This is a genomic window from uncultured Chloroflexus sp. (assembly GCF_937951745.1).
Lineage (GTDB): Bacteria > Chloroflexota > Chloroflexia > Chloroflexales > Chloroflexaceae > Chloroflexus.
Map to the genome: position 1 here is coordinate 40,967 of NZ_CALFBQ010000046.1, position 19,975 is coordinate 60,941.

Below are 19,975 nucleotides of genomic sequence, written 5' to 3' on the forward strand. Positions count from 1 at the left end.
GAGCGCTGGCGGCAAGCGCCCCCTACGAACGATTGGTGAAGAATAGCCACGAAGAGACGCAAAAAGCGCAAAGGGGATGACATGCTTTCGGGCAACCGACGCTGTGGAATGAGCAGTGCTGGTATGCCGTGCCTATCATCGCGCTGGTTAGAGCAGTGCCTTCAGTGCCTCAAGCGCGGCATCGTAGTTGGGTTCTTGGCCGGCGACCGGCACGTATTCGCTGTAGCGGATCACACCCTCGCTATCCACCACAAACACAGCTCGCTGTTCGATCCGGTAGGCCGGCACGTAGGTACCATACGCCGCGCCGAAGCTCATATCGCGGTGATCCGAGAGGGTCTGGATGGCGTCGGCATTGTTAGCGCCACACCAGCGCGCCTGCGCGAAGGGCAGGTCGGCGCTGACGGTGATAAAGTTGGCTTGGCCGGCGAGCCGGGCTGCCTCTTCGTTGAAGCGGGTGGTTTGCTTGCTGCATACGCCGGTATCGAGCGAGGGTACTACGCTGATCAACAGTGGCTTACCGGCAAAATGAGCCAATGTAACCTCTTGCAGCTTGCTATTGACCAGCTTGAAGTCAGGCGCTTTGTCACCGGGCTGCAATTCCGGGCCGATGACGGTCTGGGGGCCAAAGAAGACGAACGCTTCCGGGCGCTCGATGGTCATAGTTCGTATTTCCTTTCCATCAAAGGGTGGTTCCTGCATAATGTAGTGTAGGATATGGAAGCAAGAACTGTCAATATCCGTCTGCATCCTCTCTCCCCATCTCCCATAGGCTGGAAGAAGGAGAACTGCCGGGTTAGCCCAAGAGCAGCGGAGCAGGCGTCGTTAGTCAGCCGCAGCGGGAGCGGTGGCCGGCGCGGGTCGGCGCCCGTCGGTGTAGTTGCGCAGGATTGGTACCTTCGCGGCGACCACGCCGGTCATCAGTACACAGGCCAAGCCGCCGAGTGCTATCGAGAGTTGGGGGCCAAACAGGCGGGCAGCGACGCCGGCTTCGATCTCGCCCAGTTGTGGCCCGCCGGCGAAGAAGAGCATATTGACCGCCACCATCCGCCCGCGCAGTTCGTCCGGCGTTTCAAGGTTGCGGATATTGCCGCGCACGACCATGCTTACTGTGTCGGCAGCGCCGTTGATCGCCAGCATCAGCAACGAGAGGCCGAAATGAGTGCTGAGGCCAAAAATGGCGGTGCTGAGGCCGTAGATCGCTACCGACCATAACAACAACGGCCCCTGCCGGTTGCCGGCACCCCAGATCGAACAGATCACGCTAGCAATTACTGCTCCTACCGATGGCGCGGCGTAGAGCAAACCTAATCCTTGCGGGCCGACCTGCAAAATTGATTGGGCATAGATCGGCAGCAAGGTGGTAGCAGCGCTGAAAAAGGTCGCGAGAAAATCGAGCAGCATTGTGCTCCAGATTAATGGGGTGCGCCAGACGAACTGCAACCCTTCGATCGCGGCGCGCAAGTTAATGTCGCGTTTTTCGACAGCGAGCGGTCGCGGGCGCATCAGCAGCAGCGCGACCAGAATGGCGGTAAAACTCACCACATCCACCCAATAGACCAAACCCACCCCGCCGCGCTCGATCAGCAGACCGCCGATGGTTGGGCCGACAATGGTGGCTAGTTGCCACGCCACGATATTGAGACTCAACGCGCCGGCGAGATGTTCGCGAGGGACAAGCGAGGGGATCAGCGCCTGCCGCGCCGGCAAGCCGAGCGTATTGGCGGCGGCGGCGAGAGCGGTGACGGCGTAGATGACCCACAGCGCGGCCAGACCAAGATTCGCCGTCAAGGCCAGCACCAGTGAGCAGAGCATCATCGCGATCTGCGCGCCAATCATCAAATGCCGACGGTCAACCGCGTCGGCCAGCACGCCGCTGCCTAGCGCCAGCAACACCAGCGGCACGAGCCGCGCTGCGCCGATTGCACCTAGTGCCAGCGGGTCACCGCCGGATAATTCGAGGATGTGCCAGCTCACTGCCGCCCGTGTCATTTCGGTGCCGCTGAGCGAGACAACATTGCCGAACCAGAGCAAGCGAAAATCGCGTGAACGAAATGCGGCAAGTGGGATGTGGGTGGTCATTGTTGGTGTTCAGTACAAAGCAATGGTGCAGACGGACTTATCAGTTAAGTACATATTTGATGATACAAGTATAACAGAGGACTGCCAAGAGGTACCAGATGTGAATGGGTGGGGTTACGACAGGCGTGTTAATTGTCGCACTGCTTCGCGTAGCAGAGCCGTGATAATCGCAGCGTCGCGTTGGCTACGTGCAGCACGAGTGATGATTGTGCGCAGGCGTTGATGGAGTGCGCGGCCATTGCCACTTTTGACAAACTTAGTCGCAGTGAGCAGTTCGTCGACGATCGCAGAAAGCTGATCAAGCGTTGCAAGATCGGCGGGCGGTTCAGCGGGTGGTGCGGGTGGCGCTGGTGGTGGCGAAACCTGTTGCAGTTCGTAGAGCGTGAGTAGCACGGCTTGGGCAAGGTTAAGCGTAGAGCACGTCGGATCGACCGGCAATCCAATGATCTCATGGCAGCGACTCAGTTCGGCGCGGCTGAGGCCATTGTCTTCTGCACCAAAGAGCAAACCCACTGGGCCGGCATGCACAGCCCGTTGGCGCGTTTCTACCGCCCACTGCCGTTTCAATCCACGCCTTCCGCGAGGGAAGGCGACCGCAATATCTAGTGTACCACACATCTCTTTTGAGAACATCGTTACGCCACGGTACGCCGGGGTGAGGGCGATCGCTCGTGCCAACCAAGTACCGCACATCAGCAACAGCGCTGGTCATATCGGTGTAGCTGGTCAACGTCGCTAAGATTGGTTCGGGACGATGCGCAACTGCCGCGATAAGCTCGTGATCGAACGGGGCCGGCGCGACGAGCCGCAGATGGCGAAAACCGGTGTTGAGCATTGCTCGTACCACTGCGCCAATGTTACGGGGGTTTTGGGGGCGGTCGAGAATGACAATGATGTCGTTCATACCATACCCAGAGCGGTGATGATTTGACGTTGCAACGACAACCTCTGTACGATCAGCTCATTTCAGAATGTAGTATGTGGCCCGCTTATCACCCACTTTCAGTAGCAACCCTCGCCCAACCAGATCCGACAGATCACGGCGGATCGTTTCAGCACTCACGTCAGGATACATCTCTTGCAGATCACGGTTGGTAATGCGCTGGTGCTCAACTACGAAGAGCAATGCCTGAATTTGGCGATCATTGAGTCCCATCCGCCGCCACGCAGTGGTATCAACGCCGCCGGGCAGCGATTCGGCCATCGGTTGGCCGGGCAAAACAACAAGAAAGCCGGCAGCCGTCTCGCGGAAGGTAGCGGGAGGAAGCCCAGCGGCAGCCAATTGGCGCAGCATACGGTCGATCCCATAACCGAGACGCTCAACCAGACCGAGATCGGCTAACACCTGCACGATGGCCGGATTGCGTGAAAAGCGTTCGGCACGGATGTTCTCAAGGGTAACGTGACCGGGAAGGCGACCGGGTGAATAGACTTCAAGCCGGTCGCTGAAGAGCGTGATACGAATGCCTTCGCCGTGAACGGTGTAATCGCGGTGAGCGACCGCATTCACCAGCGCTTCGCGGACTGCACCGGGAGGGAACTGCGTCCAATCTTCACGTTCGAGACCAACCATCCGCGACCCGCGCCGCATATGCTCGTTGAGCCAGCGTTCGGCGCGGCGAATAGCTTCGGGCAGCGGTGCGCAAATATCTTCCCGCTCGAAGACATCAGCCGGCTCGCGCCCACGGTAGCGCACGAGCGTGATCTCGGCGTGGGGGAAACGCAACGCGACATCGCGGCTAAAGAGGAGCAAGCCGGCGTTGGTTGGCACACCATCGATCAGGCAGCCGCGCCGGGTAAGTAGGGCAAGCGGATCATCACCGGCGGGCGGCCCAACGCGACGGGCGTAAGCGGCGACCAGATCGGGGTCAAGTTCGGCGAACGTAGCATCAGGCGGTGCTTGTCGCTCCCAACCGAGTTCAGCCCGTTCGCTGAACAGGCGATGCAGCGCAGCCGGCGAGAGCGGCTGATTACTTGCACCTTCGCGACGGAGGTAACGGCCATTGACCGCGTAGACGTAGGGTAGGCCGGCTGGCACTTCCACCACTAAGATTGGCATCTCTTGATAGACAATCACGTGTGGCAGTGGAATAATCAACGGTGGTGTACAGGAAAGCGCAGCCGCCAGTACCAGTTCGGTCGCAGCAGCGGGGTCGCGCAGCGGGCCGAGCTGCGTACCGCGCCCGCCACTGATGATCAATGTGCCACCGTGGGCATTCGCCAACGCCGCCAGTGTCTCGGCGATCTCGTCGAGGCGTTGGCGATCACCGGCAAAGGCGAGGCGCGGCCCCGGCGGTTGGCCGGGCAAGGCGGCAATGGGGGACGATTCCATGCAAACCTCCGCCATAGAGCGAACACAAGTGCTATTATAGCATTATCTCGCACCTGACGTGGTGTGGAAGCTTGGTCGGAATGCATTAGATGGTACGCTGACCGGTGCCGGCATCATACCGCTCCTAACATCTCTATCTCTAGAGTAGCAAAAACATGTATGGTATACTTATTTGCGTCGTTGTACTAGACACCTTGCTAGAAAAGGAAAACTAATGACTCGTGTAGGATACGTTTTCACTACGTTTTTTGCGATCACTGTCACGATTGCACTGCTTTCACTGATACCATTACCAATTCCATTCATTACCGATTTCATCATGCTCTATGTTTCAACAGTAGGTCTCAAGCAAGAGATTGGATTATACGACTATACAGCACAATACGCCTTAGCGTGGCAATTGTTCGGCTCGGAAATGGAAAATATTACGTTTCCATATTACGTATATCCACCTTGGTTAGGGTATAGTTTTTTCTTCCTTGGCTGGTTAACACCTGATCATGCCGCTCGAGTTTGGTTTTGGATAAATCTCACGATGCTTGCTACGAGTATGATGTTCATCACAATCTCATGGCCATTGAAATGGCGACTGATCGCCTTTCTCCTAATGATTTTCTCTCCAGCAATTATCAGTTTCCTTATTGTCGGTCAATTTGTAGCTCCAGTGCTGCTTGGCATTGCAATTGCTATCTACGCTGCATCACGCCAATCGGCTAGTCTCTTCGCAATAGGGATGTTGCTGATGACGTTCAAACCGCATGTGGGATTATTGCCCTTCGTAACTGCGGGAACATGGTTGTTGTTACAGCGCACGCCTTGGCAACGACGAGCGTTAGGCGGAGTAGTTATCGGTATTGTTGCGCTGCTCGTAAGCGCATCGTTGATGTATCCGCAGTGGTTGCGTGATTACCTTGCAATGATCGAAGCATTTCGTAGTTTGCCAACGTTTGGCGTATGCGAGATTTGCTCAGCCGGATCGGTAATGTTAGTGCGCATCGCACTTGGCTATCCGAGTACGTCGGTTGCATTATTTGTTGGGATGATCTTTGTCATCGTAACCGGATTATGGTTGTTATGGAAAACTAGATGGTCGCCTAGCTTTCATCTTACGGCATACTGGTCAATGTTGACGGCAATCCTTGCAATTCCGTATTTTAATAACTACGATCATATTTTCTCTCTGTTGCCATTTCTGTGGTTGTTGAAAACGAGCAAACAGTCTCGTGACTATGTGGCATTAGGAATTGCTTTTCTCTTGCCATGGATCGGGGTTATACTGCAAAATCGCCTCTTCTTTGCCGTCGGATTAGTTGGACAGACGGTTGTTCTCTTTGTGCTCTTTGTCTACCGATTAAGAACAAAATCTCAAACAGAAATGCTTGCTGTATTGTAAGAGTTGTATGCCCTCTGCTCGTACTCATGATCTCATCACTGTCCTTAGCTGCGCAGCGCTCACGCCGCTCGCATATCACGCTTACCTCGAACACAGGCAGCTCGATCCGAACGCTGCCCTCGTGTGTAGTCTGTGGTTGGGCGGCGCGCATCTGCTTTCGGGGATCATGTTCTCGCCTGACCTCGACATCGACTCGGCGATTGACAATCGCTGGGGGATCTTTTTCTGGGTCTGGCGGCCCTATATGTGGTTGATCCCGCACCGCGCCTTCTGGAGCCATAGTCTGGTCATTTCGCCACTATTGCGGCTCGGCTATTTCGCGGCGGTCGTGTACGGGTTGCTGCTGGTCGTCCTCTGGCTGCTAGGGCAACTCGGCCTCACGACGCTCGCCTATCATCGCGAATTAGCCGCGTGGGTGCAGGAATTGGTGACAGCGCATCCCACTGAGGCTTGGGCCTTCATTATCGGTTTCTGCACCGGTAGCGCCGCACACACGATCGCCGACTGGCTGGTAACGAAAGGCAATTGGCTGCTGGGAGGGTATGGCCGGCGATTGCGACGGCGCTATCGCAACCACGATCAATGGCTGCCACGCCACGAACGGCAGCGGCGGTGAACTGTTTGGCTGTTGAATACGTCTTATTTAAGATAGGAAAAAGAGAGTAAGGCATTGCGCCTTGTTTGAGGTTGTGGCGCAAAGAGCGTCGCGTGATAAAGAAAGGTACAAGTTATGCGCCTGCAATCGGTTGACCGCTTTTTGCTGGGCATTGTTGGCGGCACCGTGGTCTTGGCGACGATCGCGGTCGTGATTGTGTTTACGCGCCCCGCGCCAGAATACCGGGCCGGCAACGGGCCGGAAGACGTGGTGTTCAACTACATCCTAGCGGTGCAACGCGGCGACTACGATCGCGCTTATGGCTATCTCGCGCCAACACTGCCCGGCTATCCGCTCAGCGCGCAAGAGATGCGCGAGCAATTGCGGCGGTTCGGCGTTTCTGATAGCGACACGAGCTACGCGATCATCAATACCGAAATCAACGGAAATCGGGCTACCGTGACGGTACAGGAAACGAATGTTTATCGCGGTGGTCTACTTGGCAGCTCACAATCAAGCAACAACTTTACGATGGAGCTAGAGCAAACGGCTGCCGGCTGGCAACTGACCAGCAGTTCCGGCTGGCGGATCTGGATGTGGTGCTGGGAACAGAAGGAGGGCTGCTGATGGCAGTCGTACGGCGATGGTATCTCTACATCAGTGCCACAATCGGCTTGCAAGGATTTGCATGGTCGCTGATCTGGCTGCTGTACGGCGTCTGGTTAGCACCTATCCAAGCCTCGATCAGCACAACTGCTTTTCAACTAGCGGCGCTCGCGATCTGTTTACCACTCTGGCTGATCCATTGGCTATGGGGCGAGCGGCTAGCGCGGCGTGATCTCGACGAGCGTGCGTCAGCAGTGCGCAAGCTTTACTTGTATGGCAATCTGGCAGCGTTTTTGATCCCATTGACTGGCAGTGTCTATGATTTGCTCGACACTGTATTCGGATTGCTTGCCGGCGTGGACCGCACCGATCCACAAGCGCACATCTGGTACGGTGTGATAGCCTCGCTGGTGTTAGGGTCGCTTTTTACCTATCACAGCGTAGTAGCGCGCAATGATGCCCATCAAGTACCGCTGGCTGGTGCGGGGGCACTGGTGCGGCGGGTTTACTTGCTCTTTGCTGCCGGGGCCGGCTTGGTGATTTGGACGAATGGCGTAAAGGATCTGATCCGGCTGATTTTCGGCTCAGCGAGTGGTACCACTGTCGTCCAACTCTTCATCAGCGCCATTCTCAACGTGTTTATCGGTCTCATCGTCTGGTTAGGCCACTGGTGGCGGGCGCAGCGTCTCTTTGCTAGCACCGGTGAAGACGAGCGCGGCTCGGCGTTTCGCAAGTTCTACCTCTATCTGGTAATTGTCGTCGCTTCCATCACAGCAGTGACAAACGCCACTTTCTTGTTGGCTGGAGTGTTCCGTAGTATGTTAGGCCTGCGGGTCGAAGGCAACCTCATCGACGTACTGGCGCCGATGATCGTCTTAACGGTGGTTGCGCTCTACCACGCTTCCGTCATCCAAACCGATGCAACGGCGATTGCTGAAGGGCCGCAGCAGGCGGGGGTGCGGCGGCTGGCGTGGTATTTGGTCGCTGCGATTGGCCAAGTGGCAGCTCTGGTCGGGCTTGGCGGTCTGCTCAGCGTCATTATTCGCGGGCTTGCCAGCGCTGACGCGATCACCGATCTGCGTGAACCGTTAGCGTGGTTCGGTGCGATTCTGGTTGTGGGCTTGCCGATCTGGGTGGTATGCTGGCGGCAAGTTCAGCGCGCGGCAGCCACACCCGGCGAGATAAGCGTCGCCGAACGAAGCTCGCTAGTGCGGCGGATCTACCTCTTTGGTTTTTTATTTATCGCTTCGCTCACCCTCCTCTCCGCCTTGATCTACATACTCTTCCGGTTGATCAGCATTGCGCTGGGGGAGCCATTCAGCGGCAACTTGCTAGTCGATCTGGCGCAGGCGATTGCATATAGTCTGATAGCTATTGGCGTACTGGTCACACATGGGTTAGTATTGCGCACCGACACGCGGATGCGCGAAGCGGCTGAATTGAGCCGGCAAGCGCAAGTGCGAGTAGCGGTGTTGGCTGAGGGCGCATTAGCCGAGCAGATCGCCAGCGTGTTGCGCCAGCAGTTCCCGCAACTGGCGCTTACTATTGCCGGTGTTGGGTCTGAAGCCGAAACACAACTGGCCAGCGCCGATCTGATTGTTGGCGTGTGGGAACCAAGCGGCGATTCTAACCGGCTCGATCGCTATCCGGCACGAAAGCTGCTAATACCCTTGGCTAATATGAATTGGGCATGGGTTGGGATTGAGCCGGCAGTGGTGGCGAATATTCCAGTGCAGCTTGCGCAAGCGGTACGGCAGACGCTCGCCGGCGAACCGTTACGGCCACAGCGTGGGGTTGGGGCAGGAGTGGTGATAGGGGGAATTATCGCGATCATTACGGTTATTTTCGTGATGGTTGGGCTAGTACAGGTGGCATTATTTACGTTTAGGTAAATACCTATTGCACATCCACTAGGGACGATTTGCAGCCTCACAGGATGCGACCCGCCAAGGGGTTACCGGACGACCGCATCGGTGGGTTCTGCTTCATTCGCCCGATCGAGTGCAATATCGGCTAGCGCCGCCGGATCGTTGCGTGGTTCGAGGTGCGTAAACACCGTGCTGTTAGGGACCGCAGCGCGCACGGCGGCCTCGACCTGTTCGGCTACCGTGTGCGCCTGCTGAATGCTCCACGTGTCGGGCACGAGCAGGTGGAACGAGATAAAGCGGCGCGCGCCGGATTGGCGAGTGCGCAAGGCGTGATAATCACAGCCATATTCATCGAGATCAGCAAGCGCGGTCTGAATAGCCGCTAACTCGTCATCAGGCAGCGCAGTATCCATCAATCCCAGCACTGCCCGGCGCACTAGTTGGATGCCGGTCATGGTAATGTTCACCGCTACCGCTAGCGCAATCAACGGATCGAGGATATACCAGCCGGTGAGCGCCACCAAACCGATCCCGGCCACCACTGCTATTGACGTCCACACATCAGTCATTAAATGTTGGCCATCGGCCTCAAGGGTGAGCGAGTCGTGTTTGCGGCCAGCGCGGAGCAACACCATCGCCACTGTACCGTTAATCAACGTAGCGATACCGGCTACCGCTAAACCAGCGACAGTATGGTCGAGCGGCTGTGGCGCAAACAGGCGCTGGAACGCTGCCCAACCAATCCCGCCGGCAGCGATAATAATCAGTCCTCCTTCGATCACCCCGGCGAAATATTCGGCTTTGCCATGACCATAAGCATGATCATGGTCGGCGGGACGGGCGGCGATAGTCAGCATCCAGAGCGCCATTACTGCGGCGGCGAGATTCACCAGCGACTCAAGCGCATCGGCCAGCAAGCCGATCGAATCGGTCAGCCAGTACGCAACCAGCTTGAGACTGATCGTCGCTACAGCGGCGGCAATCGAAAGCCAAGCATAACGGGTAAGGGTGTATCGCTCGCTCACGTTCATACTCCTCTGTATTTCCCATCACTTGCAAGGATAGCCGGAACAATACGGTTTTGGCAAGATCGCAGCCGATTCTTTGGTCGGCGTGATCAGACAATTTTGCGATCACGAAATGTGGCGATTGCTTCTCGTGTATACTACGAATAGCGAGCATAAAGCATAGAGGTTTCTGGCAAGGAGCGCCGTCACATGAAGATTTACACGCGCACTGGCGATAATGGTGAAACAGCTCTGTTTGGCGGCCCACGAGTACGGAAAGATGTGCTGCGGGTCGAAGCTTATGGCACTGCCGATGAATGCAATTCGGCGATTGGTGTGGTGCGGGCATCCGGAGTTGATCCAGCACTCGATGCGGCGCTAGCGGTAGTGCAAAACCAACTGTTTGTGGTGGGATCGGATCTGGCTGCACCAGAGGACTCGCCCTATATCCCACGGGTAACGGCTGAGATGACGGCTTTCCTCGAAGCGCAGATCGATGCGATGGAGGCCGAATTAGCGCCGCTCAAGCAGTTTATTCTGCCCGGCGGCACTGCTGCTGCGGCGTATTTACATTTGGCCCGCACCATCTGCCGGCGCGCCGAGCGGGTAGTGGTCTCGTTAGCCGCTGAAGAAGCGATCAATCCTGAGCTGGTGCCGTACCTCAACCGGTTGTCAGATTTTCTGTTTGTTGCGGCGCGTATTGCCAATGCACGGGCCGGTGTGGCTGATGTGCCGTGGCAGAAATCGTAGCGGCGGGTGAGAGAGCAGGTTGGCGGTTTGGAATGCAGCAGTGAGACTACCGCACGCCATAGTGAAGACAGATTCCGGTGCGGTAGTCTCACTGCCGCACGCCGTATTATGAAGATAACGTTCCCAGCAGTTGGTTGAAAAACGCCGGGTCGAAATAGTAAATTGTGCCGCCGGCAACCGCGAGCGCCAGCACAATCGCGAGCGTGACAATCAGCCAGCGGGGCGGAGCGCGGCGGGTAATGCGCGTGTTGACGTTACCGACGGTAAATGAAAACGACGGCCCTTTATCGTCAACTTGGTAGCGAGAGCGATATTCGGCCTCGGCAGCCGCTGAGTCGATACCGAAATAGCTCGCATAGGCGCGCATCATGCGCAGTGCCGCCGGGCCACGCGGCAAGAGCGACCAATGCTCATCTTCGATCGCCTGCAAGTAGTACATGCGCACCTTGATATCGTTTTCAATTTGCACCAGCGTCAGATGGCGGCGCTGGCGCTCGGCGCGCAAACGATGACCAAAGCTGGCCTGCTCTTCGCTCTCGGTCAACTGGCGGATCGGCGTGGTCTCAGTATTGCGCAGCAGTGCCAGTTCCTCGGCCTCGCTCATAAAGACCGGCTCAGGCTCTTCCTCGGCAGGGCGACGCTTGCTTGGCATTGCAGGAAGCTCCTCGACAATGGCGGCGCTTGCGGATGGTTTGGCTGGCGCAATGACTGGCGCTTCCGGCAACATGCGGGCTTGAATACGGGCCAACAACTCACCGGTGCGGTAAGGCTTCGTGACATAATCGGCAGCGCCAGCGGCAAACCCGCGCATGACATCTTCTTCCAACCCGGCGCTACTGAGCACAATCACCGGTTGTAATGCCGTCAGGCGGGGCAGCGCCTCCCAGCCAGCACCACGCTCGGTACGCACCTCGAGCAATACCAGATCGGGATGCTCGCGGGCACATTCGCGTTCAGCTTGGGCAATGATGCTGCTATTCAGCACACGATAGCCGGCTTCGCTCAGTTGTTCTTTAAGTTTCGCCGTAAAGGCGACATCATCGTCTATAATGAGAATAGTGCGCATAATGGTATCGTCAGGTAGTGCCGCGCGCAATTCCTGTCGCGCGCTGCGGTATTATACCATGCTCGCTTATTCACTGCCGTGGTGGATGGGAATCGCCACGAAAAATGAAAATGGTGATAGGTGTCATTTGAGGGATGCTTGGCCACGTCGTGGGAGATGGCTTCGCCTCGCTCCGCTCGGTTCGCAACGACAACAGGGAGCAGGGGTGAAAAGTCCTTAGCTGCTCCTGCCTCGCGGCGCGGGAGCTGAAGCCTCCACCCCAGCCCGCCCCCTCCGAGGGCGGGAAAAGACACCTCCCGCCCCCAGCGGGGCAGTTGCGCAGATAAGCGAGAGAGATCAAGCGTTCAAAGACGTGAACACACATCATTAATGGTACCATTCAGACATATACACCAACATGCAGACACGATACGATGTGATAGTGGTTGGGGCCGGCCACGCCGGTTGCGAGGCGGCCTATGCAGCGGCCCGGCTGGGGTGCCGGACGCTGTTGTTGACGATTGATCTCGACAAGCTGGCCCATATGTCGTGCAATCCGAGCATTGGCGGGCCGGCAAAGGGTCATCTGGTGCGAGAAATTGATGCGATGGGCGGCTTGATGGGCCGTATCGCCGACCGCAGCGCCATCCAGATCCGCTTGTTAAACGAGAGTAAAGGGCCGGCGGTGCAATCATTGCGGGCGCAATGTGATAAGCGACTCTATGCCCGGTTGATGAAAGAGGCGCTCGAGCGCGTGCCGAACCTTGATCTGCGCCAAGCGATGGTGGAACGGGTTGCGCCGCCGAATGCTGATACGCAATGTTTTACCGTGACGACTCATACTGGCTGGCGGTACCTCGCGCCAGCAGTGATCTTGACTACCGGTACCTTTTTGCGTGGACGGGCCATCACCGGCGAGGCTATGTGGGGGGCGGGGCGGGCTGGCGAAGCGCCGGCGATGACGCTAAGCGAAGATCTTGCCGCGCTCGGCTTTCCACTGGTGCGACTTAAGACAGGTACGCCTCCGCGCTTGGCGGCAGCGACCATCGACTTCTCGTTGACCGAATTGCAGCCGGGCAGCGACAAGCCGCTGGCGTTCGGCCACTACTACGCCGAATTGGGTGAAACGATACCGCCGCCAGACTATCACGGCCCGCCGGCGCCGGTCTATCCGCATCCACAACTCGATGGCTGGCGCCCACAGTTGCCCTGCTACCAAGTGCATACGACGCCAGAGTTCCACTCCATCATCCGCGACAACCTGCATCGCGCCCCGCTCTTCAGCGGCATCATTGAGGGAGTGGGGCCGCGCTACTGCCCCAGCATCGAAGACAAGATCGTGCGCTTTGCCGACAAAGAGCGCCACAGCCTCTTTCTCGAACCGGAAGGCTGGACGACGGCTGAGGTGTATGTGCAAGGGTGCAACACCTCGCTGCCTGAAGATGTGCAGTGGGCGATGCTGCGCTCGATCCCAGCGTTGCGCCACGTCGAGCTGATGCGGATCGGCTATGCCATCGAATACGACGCGGTTGCGACCGGCGAGATTACCGCCGATATGCAGACACGACGGTTACGCGGGCTGTTCTTTGCCGGGCAGATCAACGGCACGACCGGCTACGAAGAGGCGGCGGCACAAGGGTTGATGGCCGGCATCAATGCTGCGCACTACGTGCAGGGCAAACCGCCGGTGATTTTGGGCCGGGCCGAGGCGTACATCGGCGTCTTGATCGACGATCTGACCACCAAAGAGATTCGCGAGCCGTACCGTATGTTTACTTCACGGGCGGAATACCGGCTGCTCTTGCGCGGCGACAATGCCGATCTGCGCTTAACGCCGCTTGCCTACCGGCTAGGATTGATCGATGGCGAGCGGGCAGCGGTGGTTGAAGCGCGGCGCGCGCAGATTGAGCAGGCCGTGCAGCAAGCGCGCGAGCGGCGGATGTTTCCAGCGGCGGCAATCAACGCAGCATTGGCAGAGCAGGGCATCAAGCCACTGAGCCAACCGGCGACGGTGGCCGAAGTGCTGGCCCGGCCTGAAGTGCGCTACGAACAGCTCCGCACCGCTATTCCTGATTTGCCAGAGCTAACGCCAGCAGTAGCCGAGCAGCTTGAGATTGCTTGCAAATATAGCGGCTACATCGCCCGCCAAGAGCGGGAAGTGGCACGCATGCAGAAGATGGAGCACCGGCGCATTCCGCCCGATTTCGACTACGCGGCGCTGCCGGGATTGCGCAACGAAGCGCGGCAGGTATTGATGAAGTTCCGCCCGGCGACGTTGGGGCAGGCCGGGCGGTTAGCGGGCATCAATCCGGCTGATGTGGCGATTGTGTTGTTTGCGCTGGAACGGCGGATGGCGGTGCCTGCAACACCGTCGCAATTGCCGTCACCACCCGCTCCAGATCAGCCTGTTCGATGATCAGAGGCGGCAACAGACGCAACACGTTGGGGCCGGCGGGCAAGGCCAGCACGCCGTGATCGAGCAGGGCGGCAATCACTGGTTGCGAACGGCTCTTGAGTTCGAGACCGACCAGTAACCCCAAGCCGCGCACCTCGCGCACGGCAGGCAGATTAAGAGCGCGCAACGCCTGAAGCAACCACGCACCCTTGGCCGCCGCCTGCTCAGGGATGCGCTCTTCGCGATAGACGCGCAGGGCGGCACGAGCGGCGGCACAAGCCAGCGGGTTGCCGCCAAAGGTCGAACCGTGCGTTCCCGGCGGCAAGGGGCCAAACCGCTCGTGAATAGCGACGGCGCCCATCGGCACCCCAGCAGCGATACTCTTGGCCAAAATCAGGAGATCGGGAGTCACCCCGCTGTGTTCAATCGCAAACAACTTGCCGGTACGGCCAAACCCCGTCTGCACTTCATCAACCAACAACAGCGCGCCATTAGCCGCACAAATCTCAGCGACGCCCTCAAGATAGCCGGCAGGAGCGGGCCGCACGCCACCTTCACCTTGCACCGGCTCAACCAGCACTGCCGCCGTCTGCGGGCCAACCGCAGCACGGAGCGCATCGAGATTGCCGTAAGGCACGTGGCTAAATTCCGGCACCAGCGGCAAAAATGGCTCGCGATACTTACTCTCCCACGTTGCGCTCAGCGCTCCCATTGTGCGGCCATGAAACCCGCGCATGGTCGCGATAATGCCGGGCCGCCCGGTGAGCAAGCGAGCAAACTTGAGCGCCGCTTCAACCGCTTCAGCCCCGCTATTGCAGAAAAAGAGGCGGGACGGAAAGGGCAAGGCTGCGGCTAATTCACTGAGATACGCCGCGCGCACATCGTTCGGGAAAATTTCCGGGCAACTGATCAGCCGTTCGGCCTGCTCGCGAATCGCGGCCACAATCGCCGGGTGGTTATGGCCAAGGTTGGCGGCACCCTGCCCACCCACGCAATCAATGTACATCCGGCCTTCGGCGTCGTACAGATGGGCACCCTCGCCGCGCACAATCGCCAGCGGGCGCTTGGGGTACAGACCGCTGGTATACTGCGCCTCTTGGGCAATAATATCGGCATTTGTCACGAAGGTATGCGTCACTCTGGTCTCCTTTCCACCAACCCGGCCCGCTCAAGCGCGGCGCTGACCAAAGGCCAAATTGCGCGATGATCGGCCACATTCTGGTCGCGGCGGGTGCGAATCTCGATCAGATGCAGCCCGCCGGCTAAACTCGTTTGCAGGGCAGCTTGGGCCGCCGACCAATCAGTGGCCAGCGTATAACGAGCGCCGTGCAGCGCGGCCAGCGGCGCAAAATCGATCCCATGCGGAGTGCCGAACAACAACTCAAACTGGTCGGTCTCGCTCGCTTGGGGCAAAAACGAGAAGATACCGCCGCCATCATTGTTGATCAGCAGAATAGTGGCATTGAGCTGGTGCAACCGCGCCGCAATCAACCCATTCGTATCGTGTAGCAGGGAAAGATCGCCGAGTACCATTACTAGCGGTGTCGCGCCGCCGGCTGCCAACCCTAAACCGGTGGATACCAACCCATCAATCCCATTTGCGCCACGATTCCCAAGCACCGCCAGCGGCAGCGCACGCGGGCCAAGAAAACTATCGCAATCGCGCACCGGCATCGAATTGCCGACGAACAGTGTCGTGCCGGCAGGCAACCACTCGCCAAGCCGGGCAAACAACCCCGGCTCGCTGATTGCCGGCTGGGCCAACAGATGCTCCGCCATCGTCTCACGAGCCAGCCGCTCGGCGGTCAGCCACGCGCGCAACCAGAGTGTCGGCCCTTCGCGTTGGGAAGAAGCCAGCGCATCGGCTAGCGCCACGCAAAACCAATGCTCGTCCACCGGCAGATGCTCGACGGCGAGGCTAGTTGGATCGCGCCAACCGGCCCCGCCATCGATCACGATCTGACGCGCCTGCGGATGGCGTTGTAAATAAAGCAACACCGGTTTGCTGGTCGGCATCGCGCCGAACCGTAGCACCACTTCAGGGGCATACGCAGCGGCAAACCGCTCATCGCGCAGAAATGCATCATACGCACCGAGTACCAACTCATCGACGTGTGGCCCATAGCGCACGCCAGAGAGCGGATCGGCCAAAATCGGGAAGCGCAAGCGATAGGCCAATGTCACCACCAGCGAGCCAAGATCGGGCGGGCAATCGGGGCCAGCGATAATCAACCCGCGCCGGTACTCAACAAGGCTCGTCGCCAGCGTTGCCAGCTCAGTCCCGCCGAGCATACGGCGTGCCGGCGCCACCTGCACCGGCGTAGCCGGTGTCGCCAGCAACGACACTAACAGTGCGCGGTCAGGCACCAACGGCTCGCGGAAGGGCAGATTAAGATGAACCGGCCCAGCGGGAGCGCTGCGTGCTGTCCCAATTGCTCTGCCGAGCGTAGCACGCAAAAACGGCACGAGCGACATCTGCGGCGTTGGCAAATCAACAAACCAGCGCACATTCCGACCAAAAATCCCTATCTGGTCTATCGTCTGCGGCGCGCCATTATCGCGCAGTTCAGGCGGACGGTCAGCGGTGAGCAACAACAGCGGCACGCGGGCAAGATTGGCCTCAACGACTGCCGGCAACAGATTCGCCACTGCTGTACCGGAGGTGCAGAGCACCGCGACCGGCGCGCTGCGGGAGCGGGCCATACCCAGCGCAAAAAAACCGGCGGAACGCTCATCGAGATGCATCCAGACCCGCAGGTGCGGATGGCGCGCCACGGCCAGCGCCAATGGCGTGCTGCGCGAACCGGGACAGACCACCACGTCATGCACCCCGCTCACTGCCAGACCATTGGCAATCGCCGCCACCCAATGGGTCAGCGCATAGAGATGGGTTGCAGCATCGCTCATCGTTTATCCTTCATTAAGCCCTCGCCCCTTGGCAGACGGGGCGAGGGGAAGTCATGAGTTGACGGGAGGAGAGAGCAATCTTTCCGTCCCGCTCACCTCATCGTGCCATACCGGCAGAGAGGGAGAACCTGCTAGGCTGACAGGAAGAGACACTCGTGCTAACCAATCATCTCCTCGCCTGCCCCCAATGCTCCCAACATCGCACGCAGCTTGATGCGGGTTTCAGCCAACTCCCGTTCCGGCTCAGAAGCAGCCACAATGCCGCAGCCGGCAAACAGGGTCGCCTCGCGGCGGCCAATCAACGCCGAACGCAGCGCCACAGCAAACTCGCCATCGCCGCGGGCATCGACCCAACCGACCGGTGCAGCATACCAACCGCGATCGAGCCGCTCGCGGGAGCGGATCCATGCCAGCGCCGCCGGGCCGGGTTTACCGCCGACGGCGGGAGTGGGATGCAGCCGGCCAACCAGATCGAAAATATCGTAACCGGGCCTGATCCGTGCCGTCACCGGTGTAAAAAGATGCTGGACATTCCGCACCTGCATGATCTCAGGCGTGTCAGGCGCTTGTACATCGTCACAATACTCAGCCAGCGCCGCGCGGATCATCTGCACCACAAATGCATGCTCAGCCCGGTCCTTCGCGCTCTGCAACAGAGCGGCGGCCAGCGCAGCGTCTTCATCAGGAGTCTTGCCGCGGGGAGCGGAACCGGCCAAAGCTGAAGCGGACACCCGGCCATCGCGCAGAGCGACCAAGCGTTCGGGTGACGCGCCGAGAAAGGTACGCCCGCCACGCGCAACCGCAAACACAAAGGTATGCGGATAATCGCGGCGCAGCACATCGAGCGTAGCCGCAGTATCAAACGGCTCGGCCCCGCGCAGACGAACAGCGCGGGCCAGCACCACCTTCTCTAGCGCACCGGTGCGGAGGTCGGTAATCGCATCGGCGACAATCGCCTTCCATTCGGCGGGATCAAGCGACACATCGACCTGCAAATCGGCAGGCGGGCGATGGGGACGCCATGGCAATCCAATCAAGGCCTGCAAACGACGCGCGGCGGCAGCGCCAAGGGCGAGCGTCGAGCTACGCTCATCAACCATACCATTCACGGTGAGAGTTGTTACATCACCGTGACGAACAATCAACAACCGCGGCAGTACCAACAACGCATGGGGATAATCACGCCACAACTCGCTAGCCGGCTGCGCGGGGTCGAAACGAAAACCGGCGATTGCCACCGGCCCCTGCACCGGCACATCGGGATCAACATCGATCACTGCATCAGCCACCAACTGGCGCCATGCAGCCGCACTCGCGGCAAACCGATCAACCTCAGGCGGCGGGGTAAAACTCCACGCGGCGCCGAGACCGGTCAACTCAAACCCGGCGGCGGGCACGCTCCAAAACAAACGATTATGGGTCACACCAGCGCCGCGAGCAAAGAGGGCCAACGGATCGCGCAGCCCAACTTGGGTCGTCACACTAACCAACACCGGTCGACCCAAGGCGCGCGCGCGCCGGCGCGCAATCTCGGCAGCCGCCTCCATCCGCGGCACTTCCCGCAGTGCAGCGGTTGTCACCCGCACACCCACTAATGAATTTGACATAATAATTCACAAATGATATTGAGTCACCCTGCAACAGCGCACCCTACACCTCGACTCACTACATAGTAACACGGTTCCGGCCACGAATGGAAACCGCAAGTACGCCGTTCTTACCCTACAGATTTGCCCAGATAGCCAACATTCGTTAAAATTCGGTAATCACAGATTCGCCCGAAACAAGTCGCTACCATCATGCAACAACTACTCAAACACTACGTCGCGCCGCCGCAATTTCCTCCGGCCACCATCACCTTCATCACCTTCCCACTGATCGATAGCATTCCGGTGCAAGCGTTGCTCCAACTGAAACAAGAACAAAACCGGACGCAAGCCACGATCACCACGCAATACACGGGCGCCGAGCAATTCCATCATCTCTACCAGCTTGTCCGACATCAATTCGAGCGGCTCGACATACTGCTAGATCAGGGCATCGCGGGCGGCCCGCAATGGCTGATAGAGCCAGCAATTGCGCAAATCGTCAGTGACGCATTAACGGAATTCAATGGCCGCTACTACCGAATGTTTGGCTACTGCATCATGCCCAACCACGTCCATTTAATCATTGAGCGCAGCAGTGCGGTACCGATGTACCAATACTCGCTTGCCCGGCTGATCAAGCGCTTCAAAGGCCAGACCGGACGGCTCGCGAATGAAGTGCTCAACCGCAGCGGCCCCTTTTGGCACCTCGATCACTACGAATACCCAATTTACCGGGCGGGTGAAGCTGAGCGCATGCTGACCTACACCCAGCACAACCCGGTACATGCCGGCTTGGTATCCGATCCGCGCGAATGGCCGTACCGGTTCGACATTGCAGAAGAGTGGCGCGAGTGGTGAGTTTCAATCCACGCCTTCCGCGAGGGAAGGCGACCCCCTACGTGCGCCGCGCGGTGTCGGGTATCGGTGTTTCAATCCACGCCTTCCGCGAGGGAAGGCGACCAAGTACGCAGGACAACCGAGTTTAATTACCCAAACCGCAACATCTACCGGTTCACCCCCACGTGCGTGGGGACAATGACGACGGTGATGGAAGCGGGCATTGACCTAGACGGTTCACCCCCACGTGCGTGGGGACAACGTGATTACCCGTACACCGGCAGCGAATCGAACGGTTCACCCCCACGTGCGTGGGGACAACGAGATGATCCTCGCGCGTTGGGAAACAATTGTAGGTTCACCCCCACGTGCGTGGGGACAACCTGATGATATTGATCCGACGGTCGTCGCTCAAAGGTTCACCCCCACGTGCGTGGGGACAACCTAGTGTCCTGAACTGAGTGGTGACGAGCACTTCCTTTACCCCCACATGCGTGGGGACAATGACGACGGTGATGGAAGCGGGCATTGACCTAGACGGTTCACCCCCACGTGCGTGGGGACAACCG

General features: G+C 58.7%; 17 protein-coding genes and 1 CRISPR repeat array. Of the genes, 7 read left to right on the top strand and 10 right to left on the bottom strand.

Going from position 1 to position 19,975, the window contains the following annotated elements:
• Positions 1 to 147: 147 nt before the first annotated feature.
• From tpx to Q1A59_RS11385, 5 genes are all read right to left on the bottom strand, one after another.
• Positions 148 to 663, bottom strand: coding sequence for a thiol peroxidase (gene tpx, locus Q1A59_RS11365; RefSeq protein WP_298402427.1), 516 nt, complete (start codon positions 661 to 663; stop codon positions 148 to 150).
• A gap of 162 nt (positions 664 to 825) precedes the next feature.
• Positions 826 to 2,082, bottom strand: coding sequence for an MFS transporter (locus Q1A59_RS11370; protein WP_298402426.1), 1,257 nt, complete (start codon positions 2,080 to 2,082; stop codon positions 826 to 828).
• A gap of 114 nt (positions 2,083 to 2,196) precedes the next feature.
• Entirely contained in the window at positions 2,197 to 2,649 is a 453-nt protein-coding gene (locus Q1A59_RS11375; protein WP_298402435.1) for a TrmH family RNA methyltransferase, read from the bottom strand.
• Positions 2,531 to 2,986 carry a TrmH family RNA methyltransferase gene (locus tag Q1A59_RS11380; protein WP_366917437.1) on the bottom strand — a complete coding sequence of 152 codons (456 nt, stop codon included), beginning with the start codon at positions 2,984 to 2,986 and terminating at the stop codon, positions 2,531 to 2,533. The genes Q1A59_RS11375 and Q1A59_RS11380 overlap by 119 nt, the downstream gene beginning before the upstream one ends.
• A 57-nt stretch (positions 2,987 to 3,043) precedes the next feature.
• Positions 3,044 to 4,414, bottom strand: coding sequence for an ATP-binding protein (locus tag Q1A59_RS11385; RefSeq protein ID WP_298402424.1), 1,371 nt, complete (start codon positions 4,412 to 4,414; stop codon positions 3,044 to 3,046).
• Positions 4,415 to 4,628: 214 nt separating this feature from the next.
• Between Q1A59_RS11385 and Q1A59_RS11390 the strand changes: the two genes are divergently transcribed.
• From Q1A59_RS11390 to Q1A59_RS11405, 4 genes are all read left to right on the top strand, one after another.
• Positions 4,629 to 5,807 (top strand): glycosyltransferase 87 family protein, encoded by a 1,179-nt coding sequence (locus tag Q1A59_RS11390; RefSeq protein ID WP_299644991.1) that lies wholly within the window; start codon positions 4,629 to 4,631, stop codon positions 5,805 to 5,807.
• 7 nt (positions 5,808 to 5,814) lie between these two features.
• Positions 5,815 to 6,423 (top strand): metal-binding protein, encoded by a 609-nt coding sequence (locus tag Q1A59_RS11395; RefSeq protein WP_299644992.1) that lies wholly within the window; start codon positions 5,815 to 5,817, stop codon positions 6,421 to 6,423.
• Positions 6,424 to 6,537: 114 nt separating this feature from the next.
• Complete coding sequence (locus tag Q1A59_RS11400) at positions 6,538 to 7,029, top strand: hypothetical protein (RefSeq protein WP_298408693.1); 492 nt, start codon at positions 6,538 to 6,540, stop codon at positions 7,027 to 7,029.
• Positions 7,029 to 8,900: a DUF5671 domain-containing protein gene (locus Q1A59_RS11405; protein WP_299644993.1), complete on the top strand. Its 1,872-nt coding sequence runs from the start codon at positions 7,029 to 7,031 to the stop codon at positions 8,898 to 8,900. Before Q1A59_RS11400 ends, Q1A59_RS11405 begins: the two co-directional genes overlap by 1 nt.
• Before the next feature lie 62 nt (positions 8,901 to 8,962).
• Here the strand turns inward: Q1A59_RS11405 and Q1A59_RS11410 are convergent, their stop codons facing one another.
• Positions 8,963 to 9,901, bottom strand: coding sequence for a cation diffusion facilitator family transporter (locus Q1A59_RS11410; protein WP_366144882.1), 939 nt, complete (start codon positions 9,899 to 9,901; stop codon positions 8,963 to 8,965).
• A 192-nt stretch (positions 9,902 to 10,093) separates the two neighbouring features.
• Here Q1A59_RS11410 and Q1A59_RS11415 point away from each other — a divergent pair, with 192 nt between their 5' ends.
• The gene (locus Q1A59_RS11415) at positions 10,094 to 10,633 is read left to right on the top strand and encodes a cob(I)yrinic acid a,c-diamide adenosyltransferase (protein ID WP_298408668.1); all 540 of its coding nucleotides are present in this window, start codon (positions 10,094 to 10,096) and stop codon (positions 10,631 to 10,633) included.
• Positions 10,634 to 10,739: 106 nt separating this feature from the next.
• Here the strand turns inward: Q1A59_RS11415 and Q1A59_RS11420 are convergent, their stop codons facing one another.
• Positions 10,740 to 11,699, bottom strand: a complete 960-nt coding sequence (locus Q1A59_RS11420; protein ID WP_299644994.1) for a response regulator — start codon at positions 11,697 to 11,699, stop codon at positions 10,740 to 10,742.
• A 397-nt stretch (positions 11,700 to 12,096) separates the two neighbouring features.
• On the opposite strand from Q1A59_RS11420, the gene Q1A59_RS11425 reads away from it, so the two are divergent.
• Complete coding sequence (locus Q1A59_RS11425) at positions 12,097 to 14,094, top strand: tRNA uridine-5-carboxymethylaminomethyl(34) synthesis enzyme MnmG (RefSeq protein WP_299644995.1); 1,998 nt, start codon at positions 12,097 to 12,099, stop codon at positions 14,092 to 14,094.
• Here the strand turns inward: Q1A59_RS11425 and Q1A59_RS11430 are convergent.
• The 3 genes from Q1A59_RS11430 to Q1A59_RS11440 form a co-directional block, all read right to left on the bottom strand.
• Positions 13,982 to 15,211, bottom strand: a complete 1,230-nt coding sequence (locus tag Q1A59_RS11430) for an aspartate aminotransferase family protein (RefSeq protein ID WP_298408660.1) — start codon at positions 15,209 to 15,211, stop codon at positions 13,982 to 13,984. The genes Q1A59_RS11425 and Q1A59_RS11430 overlap by 113 nt on opposite strands.
• The gene (gene menD, locus Q1A59_RS11435; RefSeq protein WP_298408656.1) at positions 15,208 to 16,980 is read right to left on the bottom strand and encodes a 2-succinyl-5-enolpyruvyl-6-hydroxy-3-cyclohexene-1-carboxylic-acid synthase; all 1,773 of its coding nucleotides are present in this window, start codon (positions 16,978 to 16,980) and stop codon (positions 15,208 to 15,210) included. The genes Q1A59_RS11430 and menD overlap by 4 nt, the downstream gene beginning before the upstream one ends.
• A gap of 158 nt (positions 16,981 to 17,138) precedes the next feature.
• Positions 17,139 to 18,587 (bottom strand): isochorismate synthase MenF, encoded by a 1,449-nt coding sequence (locus Q1A59_RS11440; protein ID WP_299644996.1) that lies wholly within the window; start codon positions 18,585 to 18,587, stop codon positions 17,139 to 17,141.
• A gap of 192 nt (positions 18,588 to 18,779) precedes the next feature.
• Between Q1A59_RS11440 and Q1A59_RS11445 the strand changes: the two genes are divergently transcribed.
• Positions 18,780 to 19,427: a transposase gene (locus Q1A59_RS11445; RefSeq protein WP_298408651.1), complete on the top strand. Its 648-nt coding sequence runs from the start codon at positions 18,780 to 18,782 to the stop codon at positions 19,425 to 19,427.
• 151 nt (positions 19,428 to 19,578) lie between these two features.
• A CRISPR array of direct repeats spans positions 19,579 to 19,972; the repeat unit is 27 nt; unit sequence GGTTCACCCCCACGTGCGTGGGGACAA.
• Positions 19,973 to 19,975 lie beyond the last annotated feature (3 nt).